Here is a 13,581-nt window from a genome sequence, read left to right on the forward strand (position 1 = left end):
GATCACGCCTCGCAGCCCTCCTCGGCGAGCAACTCCGCCACCTCCTCCTCCGCGACGTCGCGGCTGACGAAGGCCGCGCCGATGCCGCGGGCGAGGATGAAGGTGAGCCTGCCGCCCTCTGCCTTCTTGTCCTTCCGCATGTGCCCAACCAGCCGCGCGGCGGAGAAGCGGCGGTTCAGCATCGTGAGGTCGGCCGGCAGGCCGGAAGCGGCAATGTGGGCGCGCACCCGCGCGGCGTCCTCCGGCACGCAGAGGCCGAGCCGCGCAGACAGCGCGAAGGCAAGCCCGAGCCCGACGGCAACCGCCTCGCCGTGCAGGAGCCGTGCACCGTCGTAGCCAACCTCGGCTTCGAGGGCGTGGCCGAAGGTGTGGCCGAGGTTGAGCAAAGCACGGCCACCATCACTGTTCGTCTCGCGCTCGTCGGCCGCGACCACGCGCGCCTTGGCCGCGCAGCAGCTGCGGACCGCTTCCGCCACGGCATCGCTGTCGCCGGCAAGCAGCTCCGCGCCATGCGCCTCGCACCAGGCGAAGAAGGCCGGGTCGTCGATCAGCCCGTACTTGACGATCTCGGCGTATCCGGCGCGGCGTTCGCGAACCGGGAGCGTCGAGAGAACGGCGGTGTCGCACAGCACGAGGTTCGGCTGGTGGAAGGCACCGACGAGGTTCTTGCCCGCCGGCAGGTTCACGCCCGTCTTGCCGCCGACGGAACTGTCGACCTGGGCGAGCAGCGTGGTCGGCACCTGGACAAGGGGCAGGCCGCGCAGCGCGACGGCAGCAGCGAAGCCCGCGAGATCGCCCACCACGCCGCCGCCGAACGCGATCACGCCGGTGCGCCGGTCGATCCCCGCCTCCGTCATCCGCTCGAGCAGGCCGGTGAGCACCGCCATGCTCTTGGACTGCTCTCCGGGCGGAACGGTGAGCACGGTGTGGGCGACGCCGGTCTCCTCGAGCGCGCCGATCAGCGTCCTCCCATGCAGCCGCGCGACGGTCTCATCGGCGATGACGACGACGCGGCGTCGGGGCAGGACCGCGACGGCCTCCGCCCCTGCCCGTGCGATGAGCCCGGGGCCGATAAGGATGTCGTAGGCGCGCTCGGACAGGGCGACATGCACCGACCGGGGCGGCGCATGGGCAGCGATCGCCGCGGCGACGCGCGCGGTCGTTCCCTCGGCGGGTTCGTCTGTGCAGTCCACCACGATGTCGGCCTCCGCGTAGACGGGGTTTCGGCGCTCGGCCAAGCCGCTGAGCACATAGGCCGGATCCCTGCCTGTCAGGAGCGGCCGGTCAGCCCGCCCGGAGACGCGGCGGACAAGGACATGGATCGGCACGCGAAGCCACACCGACAGCGCCCTGGCGCGGACGAGAGCGCGCGTCTCGTTGTCCATGAAGGCGCCGCCGCCGGTCGCGAGAACGATCGGCTCGCCGGAGAGAAGCCGCGAGATCACGCGTCGCTCGACGTCGCGGAAGGCCCGCTCGCCATACCGGGCGAAGATATCGGCCACCGTCATGCCGGCTGCGGCCTCGATCTCATGGTCGGCGTCGACGAAGGGAAGTCGAAGCCGGGCGGCAAGGCGCCGGCCGATCGCCGTCTTGCCAGCCCCCATCAGCCCTACGAGGACGACGGGCTTGCCTGGCGCTGCCGCGTCGCGCTGCCGCGCCGCTTCGTCCTGCGGCCTGGGATGGGTAGAATCGCCGTGCGGCGAGTCGGGGACCGTGGCATCTGTCATCGGTGCCTGCTTGTTAGCATGCCTATGACGCTTGGCCACGCCGCGAACCGCTCTGCCGGCTCCCTCGCGGAACCGGAACCGCATGGCCACAAGGCCGGGGCCAGGACCGCAAGCCGGACTTCCGGCCAGAACCTCTTGGAAGGACGATGGGCCGCTTCGTATTCCTCCTCCTCGCCGTTCTCCTTCTGCTCGCGGCCGCCGGCGCGGTCATGATCGGCCTGTTCCCGCCGGAGCCACGCCAGGCCGAGATCGAGCGCGTCCTGCCGGCTGAGCGGTTCGGAACGCGCTGAAGCCTAAGGGATGGACCGGCACGCCGAGGCTTTCCTCGAGATGCTCGCGGCAGAGCGCGGCGCGTCGCGTAACACGCTTGCCGCCTATTCGGCCGACCTTGCCGATTGCGGCGCCTTCCTCTCCGCGCGCGGCATCGCGCTTTCCTCGGCCGACGCGCCCGCGCTCAGGGCCTATCTCGAAAGCCTTGCCGATGCCGGGCTCTCGGCGCGCACGGCAGCGCGGCGACTCTCCGCGCTCAGGCAGTTACACCTGTTCCTGTATCGCGAGCGGATCCGCCCCGACGACCCGACGGCGGAACTCGACCGGCCGAAGCTCGGCCGCCGCCTGCCGCGCGTTCTCGCCCAGGCCGAGGTTGCGGCGCTGATCGATGCAGCGGCGGCAGCGCCGGCGCCCGCAGGCCTGCGCGATGCCGCCCTCGTCGAGCTTCTCTACGGCAGCGGATTGCGAGCGAGCGAGGTGATCGCCCTGCCCCGCGCTGCGTTCCGCCAAGGCGCAGAGGCGCTGCTCGTGCGCGGCAAGGGAGGGAAGGAGCGGCTCGTGCCGCTCGGCCCCCGGGCGCGGGCAGCCATCGCTGCGATGCTCGAGGCCGAGACGGCAGAGGAGAAGGCCCGCCGCGGCCAGGCCCCGCCCCGGTGGCTGTTTCCTGCACGCGGCGCGTCCGGCCACCTGACGCGCCAGACGCTGGGCCTGATCGTCAAGCGTGCGGCCGCTGCGGCCGGGATCGACCCGGCCCGCGTCAGCCCGCATGTGTTGCGCCACGCCTTCGCCACGCACCTGCTTGAAGGCGGGGCGGACCTGCGCAGCCTCCAGGCCATGCTCGGCCACGCCGATGTCGCGACGACCGAGATCTACACCCATGTGAGCGCCGCGCGGCTTGCCGCGACGGTCGCCGCACATCACCCGCTTGCGCGCGAGAGCCATGCCAAGCCGCCCCGCTCGCGCCCCCGCGGCTAGTGTGCTATCGCGCCCGGCCATGCGCCATTTCCTGGACTTCGAGAAACCCATCGCCGAGATCGAGGGCAAGATCGAGGAGCTCCGCCACCTCCCCGAAAGCCCCGACATGAACATCTCCGAGGAGGTCGAGCGCCTCTCGGAGAAGGTCGACAAGCTCATTCGCTCGACTTATGCCAAGCTCACGCCCTGGCAGAAGACGCAGGTGGCACGCCACCCGGGCCGGCCGCACGCGGCCGATGTCGTCGCGGGGCTGATCACAGAGTTCGTGCCGCTCGCAGGAGACCGGGCCTTCGCCGATGACCGCGCGATCATCGCCGGGCTCGGCCGGTTCGAGGGTTCGGCCGTCGCCGTGCTCGGCACCGAGAAGGGGGCGGAGACCGAGGACCGCGTCGCGCACAATTTCGGCATGGCCCGGCCGGAGGGTTACCGCAAGGCGCGGCGCGTGATCGAGCTTGCCGGGCGGTTCGGGCTGCCCGTGCTGACCTTCGTCGACACGCCAGGCGCCTATCCCGGCATCGATGCCGAGGCGCGTGGCCAGGCCGAAGCCATCGCGCGGGCCATCGAGGCCTGCCTCGCAGCCCCCGTGCCCGTCGTCTCCACCATCATCGGCGAGGGCGGCTCAGGCGGCGCGATCGCGCTTGCCGCGGCAGATCATGTGCTGATGTTCGAACACGCGATCTACAGCGTGATCAGCCCGGAGGGCTGCGCCTCGATCCTGTGGCGCGACGCAGCGCTTGCCGAGACCGCGGCCGAGGCGCTGAAGCTGACGGCGGAGGACCTGAAGAAGCTCGGCCTGATCGACACGATCGTGCCCGAGCCGCTTGGCGGCGCGCATCGCGACCCCACGGCGGCGATCGCCGCGCTCGGCAAGGCGGTATCGACCGCCCTCGCGCCGCTTTCGGGCGAGCCGGGCGCCAGGCTTGTCGCACGGCGTCGCGAGAAGTTCCTCGCCATGGGGCGCGCCGCCCCCGCCGCCTGAGCGGCGAGGCCCTCGCCCATGCGACTCGTCTCCGCCTCGCTCGCGCTGATCGGTCTCGCCGCTTCCGCCCTGCTGTGGTGGCTGCTTGGCGGTGTGATTGTCGAGCCGAGGGGCGCCTCCTCGATGGCGGTGCGTCTCGGCTTCGGGCTCGCGGCCCTCCTGCCGGCGGTGCTCCTGCTTGCGGCGATGCTACTGGCGCAGATGCTGCTGCGCTTCGCCTCCGGCACGTTCGACCCGCTCGCGGGACGCGAGTCCCGGTTCCTTCTCGTCAATCAGCGCGTCATCACCAACACGATCGAACAGCTCGCCGTGTTCGCGCCGTCGCTTCTCGCCTGGGCGGCTGGGGCGGAGGCGCGGGCGATGCCGTGGATCATCGCGCTCGGCATCGTGTTCGGCGCCGCACGGCTCGCGTTCTGGATCGGCTACCTGATCGACCCGGTGGCGCGCGCCCTCGGCATGGCGCCGACCGCCGTCGCCTCACTCCTCGCGCTCGGCGCGGCCATCCACGCCTGGCTTACCTGATACCCTCGTCGACCAGGCCCGGGCAGAACATGGAGAGCGCGCGCACATGCGCGCCCTGCCCGCCCGTTCCCGCCGCGTAGGACGCAACGGCGACGGAGAAGGCGACGGCTGCGCGGTCACGGCAGGACCCGGCGACCGCGTTCTCCGGCGCACGGCCGGCCGGGACCATCACCCGCGTCACGCGCGGATCCGAAACAGGCCCCACGGCAACGGCGCCGGACGGCACGATGCCGGTGACTGGCCCGCACTGGACGGAAAGAGACGCGACCGCGGAGCCGCGCGGCAAGGGCACCACGCTGGCGCGGTAGCCCGCGACGGCCGCGCCTGCGGGGCAGAGATGGGTCGCCTCCCTCCCCGTCCTGTCGCCGGCCGCGGCCGACCAGACGACGCTTGCCACCCGCCAGCGGCACTGTCCGCCGTCGCACGCGATCGGCGCGCAGCCGAGTTCGAGGAAGTTCAGAAGCGGACCCTCCGCGAGTCTGACCCCGACGATGGCCTGGCCGTCCGGGCAGCGCAGGGCGCCGACGAAGGCGTAGCGCGCGGTGCCGCCGCCCGCCTGCACCGTCTCCATCTCGCCCGGGCGCGGGGCGCTGACGATCTCCTCGGCGGCCGCTGGAATCGCGAGAAGGCCAATCAGAACGAGGGCGCACCGGTGCATGGGCGCAACCATAGCCGAGCCGTCAGGCCGCGCGCACCATGTACACCGCCTCGCCATAGCCCGTCGTCGTCGCGGGAGCTGGCCGGAACCCTTGCCGTGCCCAGAGCGCCTCCGTGCCGTGCACCGACACGAGCGTGATGACAGGCAGCGCCGCCTCCCGCGCGACTTCGGTCAGCCGCGCGACCGCCGCGCCGACGAGACCCTTCCCGCGCGCGCGCTGCGCGATGGCGATGTCGTGGAGATGAAGGCAGTCGGGGCTATCGGGCAGCATGCCGAGACGCTCGCCGAGCTTCGGCGGCCCACCGATCCGCCAGGGATGCGAAACCACGTAGGCGGCGAGCCCCGCGTCGTCAGACACGACCAGGCAACCGGCGGGAAACAGGGCCAGCCGCTCGGCGAACAGCGCCTCGCCTTCCGGCGGCAAGGGTGCGTGGGAGATCGTCTCGAGCGCCGCGACAGCGGGAAGGTCACCCGCCGCCATCGCCCGCCAGGCGAGGCTCACACCTTGCCGTGGCAGTGCTTGTACTTCTTGCCCGACCCGCACGGGCACGCTGCATTGCGCGGGGTGCGGTGCCAGGTCGAAGGGTCGGCCGGGTCGACGCCGTTTGCCTCGCGGCGAAGCGCGGGGCGCTCGATCACGCCCGCCTCCGTGCCGCCGTCCATCCCGCCCGCGAAGGCAGGGTCTATCCGCGTCTCGGTCATCTGCGGAGCGAACTCGGGCGGTGGCGCGGGTGGGGCGAGCTGAACGCGGGCGAGCAGGCTCGTCGTGCGCTCGCGCAGCTCGGTCAGCATCCGGTTGAAGAGGGTGAACGCCTCGGTCTTGTACTCGTTCAGCGGATCGCGTTGGCCGTAGGCACGCAGCCCGATGCCCTGGCGGAGATGGTCGAGCGCGAGCAGGTGCTCCTTCCACACCTGGTCGAGCACCTGCAGAAGCACCGACTTCTCGACATAGCGCATCAGGTCGGGCCCGAAATCCGCGGCCTTCTTCGCCATCAGCCCATCGACCTCGCGGGTGATGCGCTCGCGCACGCCCTCGTCGTCGATGCCTTCTTCTGCCGCCCAGTCCTTCACCGGAAGGTCGAGGCCGAAAAGGCGAAGGGTCTCCTCGTGCAGCGTGTCAGTGTTCCACTGCTCCGGCATCGCGTTCTCTGGGATGGCCGAGCCGACGAGGTCAGAGATCACCTCCTCGCGCATCTCGGCCACCGTGGCCGCGACATCCTCGGCCTTCATGAACTCCTTGCGCTGCGCATACACCTCGCGGCGCTGGTCGTTCATGACGTTATCGTACTTCAGCAGGTTCTTGCGGGTATCGAAGTTCCGCGCCTCGACCTTCTTCTGCGCCTTCTCGAGCGCCTTGTTGATCCAGGCGTGGACGATCGCCTCGCCTTCCTTCAGTCCGAGCTTCTGCAGCATCCCGCCCATGCGGTCGGAGCCGAAGATGCGCATCAGGTCGTCCTCGAGGGAGAGGAAGAACTTCGATGCGCCGGGGTCGCCCTGACGGCCCGACCGGCCGCGAAGCTGGTTGTCGATGCGGCGGCTCTCGTGCCGCTCCGTGCCGATGACGTAGAGCCCGCCCGCCGCCTTCACGATCTCGCGGTTGGCGGCCACCTCGTCGCGGATCGCCTGGGCGCGGGCCTCCTTCTCGGGACCGTCCTCCATGCCGCCGAGCTCGAGCGCGATGCGCATGTCGGCATTGCCGCCGAGCTGGATGTCGGTGCCACGGCCGGCCATGTTCGTCGCCACCGTCACCGCGCCGGGGCGGCCGGCCTGGACGATGATCGTCGCTTCCTGCTCGTGGAAGCGCGCGTTGAGCACGTTATGCGGAATGTTCCGCTCACGCAGCAGCGCCGCGACCTGCTCGCTCTTCTCGATCGAGGTGGTGCCCATCAGCACCGGCTGGTTGCGGGCGCGCGCCTCCTCGATCTCGTGGATCACCGCCTCGTACTTCTCGCGGGCGGAGCGATAGACCTCGTCGTCATGGTCCTTGCGCGCGACCGCGACGTTCGTTGGAATCTCGACGACCTCGAGCTTGTAGATCTCGGCGAATTCGTCGGCCTCGGTCGAGGCCGTGCCGGTCATGCCGGAAAGCTTGGGGTACAGGCGGAAATAGTTCTGGAAGGTGATCGAGGCGAGGGTCTGGTTCTCCTGCTGGACCGGCACGCCCTCCTTCGCCTCGAGCGCCTGGTGCAGCCCGTCGGAGTAGCGCCGCCCCTCCATCATCCGCCCGGTGAACTCGTCGATGATGACGATCTTCTGCACGTTGTCGCGCGGATCGCGGCGGACGACGTAGTCGACATCGAGGCGGTAGAGCGTGTGCGCCCGCACGCTCTGGTTCATGTGGTGGACGGCGGCGATGTTGCCGATGTCATAGAGGTTGCCGTCCTTCAGGACGCCGGCTTCGCGCAGCATCTGCTCGGCGCGCTCCGTCCCCGCCTCGGTGAGCGAGACGGTACGCATCTTCTCGTCCTTCTCGTAGGTCTCGGGGTCCTCGACGAGGACGCGGACCACGGCATCGACCTGCCGGTAGAGCTCGGAGCTGTCATCCGCGGGGCCGGAGATGATCAGCGGCGTGCGCGCCTCGTCGATCAGGATGCTGTCGACCTCGTCGACGATGGCGAAGCTGAAGTCCCGCTGCACCATGTCCTCGAAGCGGTACTTCATGTTGTCGCGCAGGTAGTCGAAGCCGAACTCGTTGTTCGTGCCGTAGGTGATGTCGGCCGCGTAGGCCGCTCGGCGCTCGTCGTCGGTCAGCCCGTGCACGATCACGCCCGTGGTCAGGCCGAGGAAGCCGTATACCCGGCCCATCCACGCGGCGTCGCGCTTGGCGAGGTAGTCGTTCACGGTGACGACGTGCACGCCCTTGCCCGAGAGGGCGTTCAAGTAGGCGGGAAGCGTCGCGACCAGCGTCTTGCCCTCGCCGGTCTTCATCTCCGCGATGCGGCCCTCGTGCAGCACCATGCCGCCGATCATCTGCACGTCGAAATGCCGCTGGCCGAGCACGCGCACCGCGGCCTCGCGCACCACCGCGAAGGCCTCGGGAAGAAGGTCGTCGAGCGTCGCACCCGTGGCGAGCCGGTCGCGGAACTCGACGGTCTTGGCCGCGAGCGCCTCGTCCGAAAGCGCCTTCATCGCCGGCTCGTGCCCGGCGATCGCCGGCACGCGCTTGCGGTAGGCCTTGAGCATCCGGTCGTTGCTGGTGCCCAGGATGGCGCGGGCAAGGCGGTTGAACATCGGCGGTCGGGTCCTGCGGCGGTCCTGTCAGCGCACGCCCGGGCACTCGCCGGAACGTGCAGGGGCTCTCGATGGGCGCCCCGGAGGCCGCGCTGAGGCGGACGGGCGCCCATGGGCTCGGCCACATATGGGCCCGAGGGCGCACGGGCGTCAATCACAGGGGCGGCATCCCACAGGGGCGGCATCCCTCGCCGGTACTCTGCTGGCGGCTGCCTCCCCGTCTGGTCGCTTGCTTGGCGCCTGGGGCGGTTGCTTGTCGCTCGGGGCGGGTTCGGCCATCATCCGCGCCCCGGGACGCACCCCCGCGACCGGCCGCGTGAAGGATCCACGATGCCAGCCTCCCTCACCCGCCCTGCCGCAGCGCTGGCGGTGCTCCTGCTCGCCGGGCCCGCAGCCGCGCAGGTCCAGCCGGTCAACCCCGCCTCGGACCCCGTCGTCGCGCGGATCGACGGCAACCCGATCCACCTCTCCGAGGTCGAGGAGGCAGCGCGCGGCCTGCCTGAGCAGTTCCGGGCCATGCCGCCGCCGATGCTCTACCCGCTGCTGATCGACCAGATGATCAGCCAGCGCGTGCTCGCCGATGCGGCGCGCAAGGCGAACCTGCAGAACAGCCCCGAGGTCCGCGCTCGCGTGCGCCAGGCAGAGGAGGAGGCGCTGCAGCAGGCCTTCCTCGCCCGCGAGATCACGCCGCTGATGACGGACGAGGCCCTGCGCGCGCGCTACCAGCGCGACATCGCGAGCCAGCCGGCCGAGGCCGAGGTGCGCGCCCGCCATATCCTCGTGCAGACGGAGACGGACGCGCGGTCGGCCATCACGGCGCTGCAGGGTGGTGCGGATTTCGCAGCCCTCGCCCGGGAGCGCTCGCGCGGCCCCGGCGCCGCGGAGGGCGGCGATCTCGGCTTCTTCAAGAAGGAGGAGATGCCCGAGGCCTTCGCCGAGGCGGCCTTCGCGCTGCAGCCTGGCCAGGTGAGCCCGACGCCCGTGCGCACCCAGTTCGGCTGGCATGTGATCAAGGTCGAGGAGCGGCGCGAGCAGCCGCGGCCGAGCTTCGAGGAATCCGAGCCCGAGCTTCGCCGCGCCGTCATCGAGGAGGCTGCGACGCAGGTGGTGGACCGGCTGCGCGCCGCCGCAACGGTGCAGCGCTTCAACCTCGACGGCTCGCCGATGGCCGCCCCGCCCGCCACGCCCCCCGCTGCCCCCGCCCCGCGCTGACCAGGACCTGACGGAGCCCGACCGACACCATGGCCCACCCGGTTTCGCCCCTCGCCGTTCCCCTGCCGGAGCTTCCGCCCATCGCCGGGCTCCGCCTCGGCGCGACCGCCGCAGGCATCCGCTATGTCGGACGGGACGACCTCGTGATGGCGGAGTTCCCCGCCGGCACCACGGTCGCGGGCGTGTTCACCACGAACAAGTGTCCCGGCGCGCCGGTCGATTGGTGCCGCGGGGCGCTGAAGGGCGGCCGCGCCCGGGCGCTCGTCGTCAATGCCGGCAATGCCAATGTCTTCACCGGCAAGGCGGGTGCGGCGGCAGCGAAGGCGACCGCCGAGGCGGCAGCGAAGCTCGTCGGCTGCAAGCCGCGCGAGGTGTTCCTCGCCTCGACGGGCGTGATCGGCCAGGTGCTGCCGGCAGAGAAGCTGGTCGCGGCGCTGCCGGCCCTGCATGCCGGCCTCGCCGAGGACCGGCTCGGCGCCGTCGCCCGTGCGATCATGACGACGGACACCTTCCCCAAGGCGGTGACGCGCACGGCCCGCATCGGCGGCGAGACGGTGCGGATCAGCGGCATCGCCAAGGGAAGCGGCATGATCGCGCCCGACATGGCGACGATGCTCGCCTTCGTCTTCACCGACGCGAAGATCCCCGCGCCCCTGCTTCAGGTGCTGCTGTCCAAGGCGACGGAGAGAAGCTTCAACTGCACAACCGTCGACAGCGACACCTCGACCTCCGACACGCTGCTCCTGTTCGCAACCGGCACGGCGAAGCACCGGCGCATCCCGGCCGAGGGCGGGGCCGTTCTGAAGGACTTCCGCGCAGCGCTCGAGGCGGTGCTGCATGAGCTCGCGCTGGCCGTGGTGCGCGACGGCGAAGGCGCGCAGAAGCTCATCAAGATCGAGGTCAAGGGTGCGGTCACGGCAAAGTCGGCCAAGCGCGTCGCGCTCTCGATCGCCAATTCCCCCCTGGTCAAGACCGCCATCGCGGGCGAGGACGCGAACTGGGGGCGAATCGTGATGGCGGTCGGCAAGGCAGGCGAGAAGGCCGACCGTGACCGCCTCTCGGTCGCGATGGGCGGTGTGTGGATGGCGAGGAACGGCACCGTCGTCGAAGGGTATGACGAGAAGCCTGTGGTGGCGCACATCAAGGGCCGCGAGGTCGACATCACCGTCGATCTCGGCCTCGGCAAGGGCGAGGCCACGGTGTGGACCTGCGACCTGACGCACGGATACATCGACATCAATGGCAGCTACCGAAGCTGAGCCGCGCGCAGAGGCGCTTCTGTCGGAGCGGTTGCGGCTCCGCCCGCTCGCCGCAGACGATGCCGCACCGCTGCACCGGCTGATCAATGATTGGGAGGTCGCGCGCAATCTCGGTCCGGTTCCCTTTCCCTATCCCCGCGAGGCACTCGAAGCCTGGATCGCGCGCGCGGGCGAGGACCGCGCGGCCGATCGCGCCTTTCATTTCTGCATCACAGGGCGGGAGGAGGAGCACCCGCTCGGCGTCATCGGGCTGACGCGCACCGAGCGCGGCACGGGGCGCATCGGCTACTGGGTCGGCCGCCGCTACTGGGGCCATGGCGTGGCGAGCGAGGCGGTCACCCGGCTCGTCTCCTGGGGGTTCGGCACGCTCGGGCTCGACAGGCTGATCGCCTATGTGGCGGACGACAACGCCGCCTCGATGCGCGTCCTCGAGAAGGAAGGGTTCCGCTTCACCCACGAGGCGGAGCACGATTTCGCCTCGCGCGGCGGTGCGTTCCCGGTGCGCTGGTTCGCGCTCACGCGGGCCGATCGCATGGCAGCCTCTGGCCATGGCAAGCCGAAGCCGGAGACGGCCGCGATGCTCGGCGCCGAGCGCCCTCTCCTTCTTGTCGCCGCCGTCGCGCTGATCGACGGGGACGGGCGCGTGCTGCTCGCACGGCGGCCCGAGGGCAAGGCGCTCGCTGGCCTCTGGGAGTTTCCCGGCGGCAAGGTGGGGCCTGGCGAGACGCCGGAGGCGGCGCTGATCCGCGAGCTGCGCGAGGAGCTCGGCATCGACGTCTCCGCCTCCTGCCTCGGCCCCTTCACCTTCGCGAGCCACGCCTACGAGAAGTTCCACCTGATGATGCCGCTCTATCTCTGCCGCCGCTGGCAGGGAACGCCGCAGCCGCTTGAGGGGCAGACCCTCGCCTGGGTCAGGCCGAACAAACTCGCCGACTATCCGATGCCGCCCGCAGACATCCCGCTCGTCGCCATGCTGCGCGACTGGCTGTAGGACACGCCGATGACCGACACGCGCCCGACCGCCTGCCTTCTCGTGATCGGCGACGAGGTGCTCTCGGGCCGCACGCGCGATGCCAACATCCAGTTCCTCGGCCAGCGCCTGGGCGAGCTCGGCATCCCGCTGCGCGAGGTGCGGGTCATCCCCGATGACCGCGCCGTCATCGTTGCGACGGTCAACGACGTTCGGGCGCGCTTCACCTACGTGTTCACCACGGGCGGCATCGGCCCGACGCATGACGACATAACCAGCGAGTGCGTCGCCGAAGCCTTCGGCGTCCCTTGGGTCGTCCATCCCGAGGCCTATGCCGAGATGGCGGCCGACTACGCCTCGCGCACCCCGCCCGTCGAGTTCAACGCCGCGCGGCTGCGGATGGCGACGGTGCCCGAGGGCGCGAGCCTGATCCGCAATGCCGTCTCCGTCGCGCCGGGGTTCCGCATCGGCAACGTCCATGTCATGGCGGGCGTACCGAAGGTGATGCAGGCGATGTTCGAGGCCATCGCGCCGACGCTCGAGGGCGGCATCCCGACGGTGAGCCGCTCGGTGCATGCCGTCGGCATCTTCGAGGGAACGATCGCCGCCCCCCTCGGTGCGATCCAAGAGGCGAGCGAAGGCGTCTCGCTCGGCAGCTACCCGTACTACCGCGCATCCGGCAATGGCGTCGCGATCGTCGCGCGCGGGACGGATGCCGCGGCTGTCGAGCAGGCGATCGCCCGCGTGGCGGAGATGATCCGCGCGGAAGGGGCCGAGCCGGTGTTTGGCGAGCCTGGCTGATCAGGCAGGCACGCGGCGGGCGAGCCGCACGGCCGTGTGCCCGCGGCTCGTTCGCAGCGACGGCATCACCAGGATGCAGTCGTCATGCGGGGTGCGGATCTCCGCATTGCCGTCGAGCGCGATGAGGGTGTTCCGCTCGCGCACCACCTCGCCGCCGCGGAAGGCGCGAACGAAGCGGAAATCGCTGCTCTCCGCCGTCACCGTCATCGTCACCTGCGCGAGCGTCGGCGCAGGCCGCGTGCGCAGCGACGGGGCGAGCGCGGCCGCATCGGCTTCCGCGAGCTGCTCCGTGTGGCGCAGGAGGCCCGCGACGGAGGCGAACATCGCCGAGACCGTCGCCTCGAGCCAATGCTGCCCCGCCTCGACGAGCACCGCCGCGCGTTTCGTTCCGGGGTCAGCGAAGGGGCGATAGTCGATCAGCCTGCGGCCGCCGAGATGTCCATGGTCGCTCACCACGAGAAGCGGCGAACCGATCGCGAGAGCGAGCCGGCGCGCCTTGTCCGTCGCGCCGCAGAGCATCAGCGGGTCGCTGTCCCAGAGCATCGAGTGCAGGTCGAGAAGCACATCGACGGTGTCGAACAGCGGGCGAAGCGAGCGTGCGCGGCGGAGTTCGGCGCTGTCGCGCGGGCCATCGAGCACGGCGCGGCACCAGAGGCGGTTGAAATCCTCTTCGACATAGCGGCTCGCGGTCGGCTCGCGGCGGTCGAACCGGGCAAAGGCATCGAGATTGGCGAAGATAAGCGAGAGCCTGCCGCGCGCCGGGGCGATGCCAAGCGAGAGAAGCCGGGCGAGGACAAGCGCGCCGGCATACTCGTTTCCATGCACAAGCGCAACGATAGCGGTATGCGGACCCGGGCTCGGGGATGCGAAGCTCCAGACCCCCGGCACCCCCGTGTTACCCGGCGCGAGCGCGGCAAGCGCCGGCGGCTCGAGCCGGACGGGGAAGTCTTCGCAGCCGTGCTTGCCGCTCACTGGCC

13 protein-coding genes are annotated in these 13,581 nt (G+C 70.8%); 8 read left to right on the forward strand and 5 right to left on the reverse strand.

What is annotated here, in order from left to right; translation table 11 throughout:
• Nucleotides 1–2: 2 nt before the first annotated feature.
• Entirely contained in the window at nt 3–1,727 is a 1,725-nt protein-coding gene (aroB, locus tag FIF60_RS01555) for a 3-dehydroquinate synthase (RefSeq protein WP_144183072.1), read from the reverse strand.
• Nucleotides 1,728–1,873: 146 nt separating this feature from the next.
• Between aroB and FIF60_RS21885 the strand changes: the two genes are divergently transcribed.
• From FIF60_RS21885 to FIF60_RS01570, 4 genes are read left to right on the forward strand one after another with little or no spacing between them, the layout of a single operon-like run.
• Nucleotides 1,874–2,017: a hypothetical protein gene (locus FIF60_RS21885; RefSeq protein WP_204251044.1), complete on the forward strand. Its 144-nt coding sequence runs from the start codon at nt 1,874–1,876 to the stop codon at nt 2,015–2,017.
• Nucleotides 2,018–2,027: 10 nt separating this feature from the next.
• Entirely contained in the window at nt 2,028–2,972 is a 945-nt protein-coding gene (locus tag FIF60_RS01560; protein ID WP_144183075.1) for a tyrosine recombinase, read from the forward strand.
• A 19-nt stretch (nt 2,973–2,991) separates the two neighbouring features.
• Nucleotides 2,992–3,951 carry an acetyl-CoA carboxylase carboxyltransferase subunit alpha gene (locus FIF60_RS01565; RefSeq protein ID WP_144183077.1) on the forward strand — a complete coding sequence of 320 codons (960 nt, stop codon included), beginning with the start codon at nt 2,992–2,994 and terminating at the stop codon, nt 3,949–3,951.
• A gap of 18 nt (nt 3,952–3,969) precedes the next feature.
• Nucleotides 3,970–4,473, forward strand: coding sequence for an MAPEG family protein (locus tag FIF60_RS01570; RefSeq protein WP_144183080.1), 504 nt, complete (start codon nt 3,970–3,972; stop codon nt 4,471–4,473).
• Here FIF60_RS01570 and FIF60_RS01575 read toward each other — a convergent pair.
• The 3 genes from FIF60_RS01575 to secA are packed head-to-tail and all read right to left on the reverse strand — an operon-like array spanning nt 4,466 to nt 8,362.
• Nucleotides 4,466–5,131 (reverse strand): hypothetical protein, encoded by a 666-nt coding sequence (locus FIF60_RS01575; protein WP_144183082.1) that lies wholly within the window; start codon nt 5,129–5,131, stop codon nt 4,466–4,468. The genes FIF60_RS01570 and FIF60_RS01575 overlap by 8 nt on opposite strands.
• 22 nt (nt 5,132–5,153) lie before the next feature.
• Complete coding sequence (locus FIF60_RS01580) at nt 5,154–5,633, reverse strand: GNAT family N-acetyltransferase (protein ID WP_144183084.1); 480 nt, start codon at nt 5,631–5,633, stop codon at nt 5,154–5,156.
• Nucleotides 5,630–8,362, reverse strand: a complete 2,733-nt coding sequence (gene secA / locus FIF60_RS01585; protein ID WP_144183086.1) for a preprotein translocase subunit SecA — start codon at nt 8,360–8,362, stop codon at nt 5,630–5,632. The genes FIF60_RS01580 and secA overlap by 4 nt, the downstream gene beginning before the upstream one ends.
• 330 nt (nt 8,363–8,692) lie before the next feature.
• Between secA and FIF60_RS01590 the strand changes: the two genes are divergently transcribed.
• From FIF60_RS01590 to FIF60_RS01605, 4 genes are read left to right on the forward strand one after another with little or no spacing between them, the layout of a single operon-like run.
• Nucleotides 8,693–9,574, forward strand: a complete 882-nt coding sequence (locus FIF60_RS01590) for a peptidylprolyl isomerase (RefSeq protein WP_144183088.1) — start codon at nt 8,693–8,695, stop codon at nt 9,572–9,574.
• Nucleotides 9,575–9,603: 29 nt separating this feature from the next.
• Entirely contained in the window at nt 9,604–10,833 is a 1,230-nt protein-coding gene (gene argJ, locus FIF60_RS01595) for a bifunctional glutamate N-acetyltransferase/amino-acid acetyltransferase ArgJ (protein ID WP_144183090.1), read from the forward strand.
• A complete protein-coding gene (locus tag FIF60_RS01600; RefSeq protein ID WP_144183092.1) occupies nt 10,814–11,824 on the forward strand; it encodes a bifunctional GNAT family N-acetyltransferase/(deoxy)nucleoside triphosphate pyrophosphohydrolase in 1,011 nt (336 codons plus the stop codon). Before argJ ends, FIF60_RS01600 begins: the two co-directional genes overlap by 20 nt.
• Nucleotides 11,825–11,833: 9 nt before the next feature.
• The gene (locus tag FIF60_RS01605; protein WP_144183094.1) at nt 11,834–12,604 is read left to right on the forward strand and encodes a competence/damage-inducible protein A; all 771 of its coding nucleotides are present in this window, start codon (nt 11,834–11,836) and stop codon (nt 12,602–12,604) included.
• Here the strand turns inward: FIF60_RS01605 and FIF60_RS01610 are convergent, their stop codons facing one another.
• Nucleotides 12,605–13,576, reverse strand: a complete 972-nt coding sequence (locus FIF60_RS01610) for a M14 family metallopeptidase (RefSeq protein ID WP_144183096.1) — start codon at nt 13,574–13,576, stop codon at nt 12,605–12,607.
• Nucleotides 13,577–13,581: the final 5 nt, after the last annotated feature.

Source organism: Elioraea rosea (assembly GCF_007644105.1).
GTDB classification, from domain to species: Bacteria; Pseudomonadota; Alphaproteobacteria; order Acetobacterales; family Acetobacteraceae; genus Elioraea_A; species Elioraea_A rosea.

Bases quoted from the DNA above. Each gene is read 5' to 3' on its own strand.
- aroB (WP_144183072.1), bottom strand. From the start codon at position 1,727: ATGACAGATGCCACGGTCCCCGACTCGCCGCACGGCGATTCTACCCAT.
- FIF60_RS21885 (WP_204251044.1), top strand. From the start codon at position 1,874: ATGGGCCGCTTCGTATTCCTCCTCCTCGCCGTTCTCCTTCTGCTCGCG.
- FIF60_RS01560 (WP_144183075.1), top strand. From the start codon at position 2,028: ATGGACCGGCACGCCGAGGCTTTCCTCGAGATGCTCGCGGCAGAGCGC.
- FIF60_RS01565 (WP_144183077.1), top strand. From the start codon at position 2,992: ATGCGCCATTTCCTGGACTTCGAGAAACCCATCGCCGAGATCGAGGGC.
- FIF60_RS01570 (WP_144183080.1), top strand. From the start codon at position 3,970: ATGCGACTCGTCTCCGCCTCGCTCGCGCTGATCGGTCTCGCCGCTTCC.
- FIF60_RS01575 (WP_144183082.1), bottom strand. From the start codon at position 5,131: ATGCACCGGTGCGCCCTCGTTCTGATTGGCCTTCTCGCGATTCCAGCG.
- secA (WP_144183086.1), bottom strand. From the start codon at position 8,362: ATGTTCAACCGCCTTGCCCGCGCCATCCTGGGCACCAGCAACGACCGG.
- FIF60_RS01590 (WP_144183088.1), top strand. From the start codon at position 8,693: ATGCCAGCCTCCCTCACCCGCCCTGCCGCAGCGCTGGCGGTGCTCCTG.
- argJ (WP_144183090.1), top strand. From the start codon at position 9,604: ATGGCCCACCCGGTTTCGCCCCTCGCCGTTCCCCTGCCGGAGCTTCCG.
- FIF60_RS01600 (WP_144183092.1), top strand. From the start codon at position 10,814: ATGGCAGCTACCGAAGCTGAGCCGCGCGCAGAGGCGCTTCTGTCGGAG.
- FIF60_RS01605 (WP_144183094.1), top strand. From the start codon at position 11,834: ATGACCGACACGCGCCCGACCGCCTGCCTTCTCGTGATCGGCGACGAG.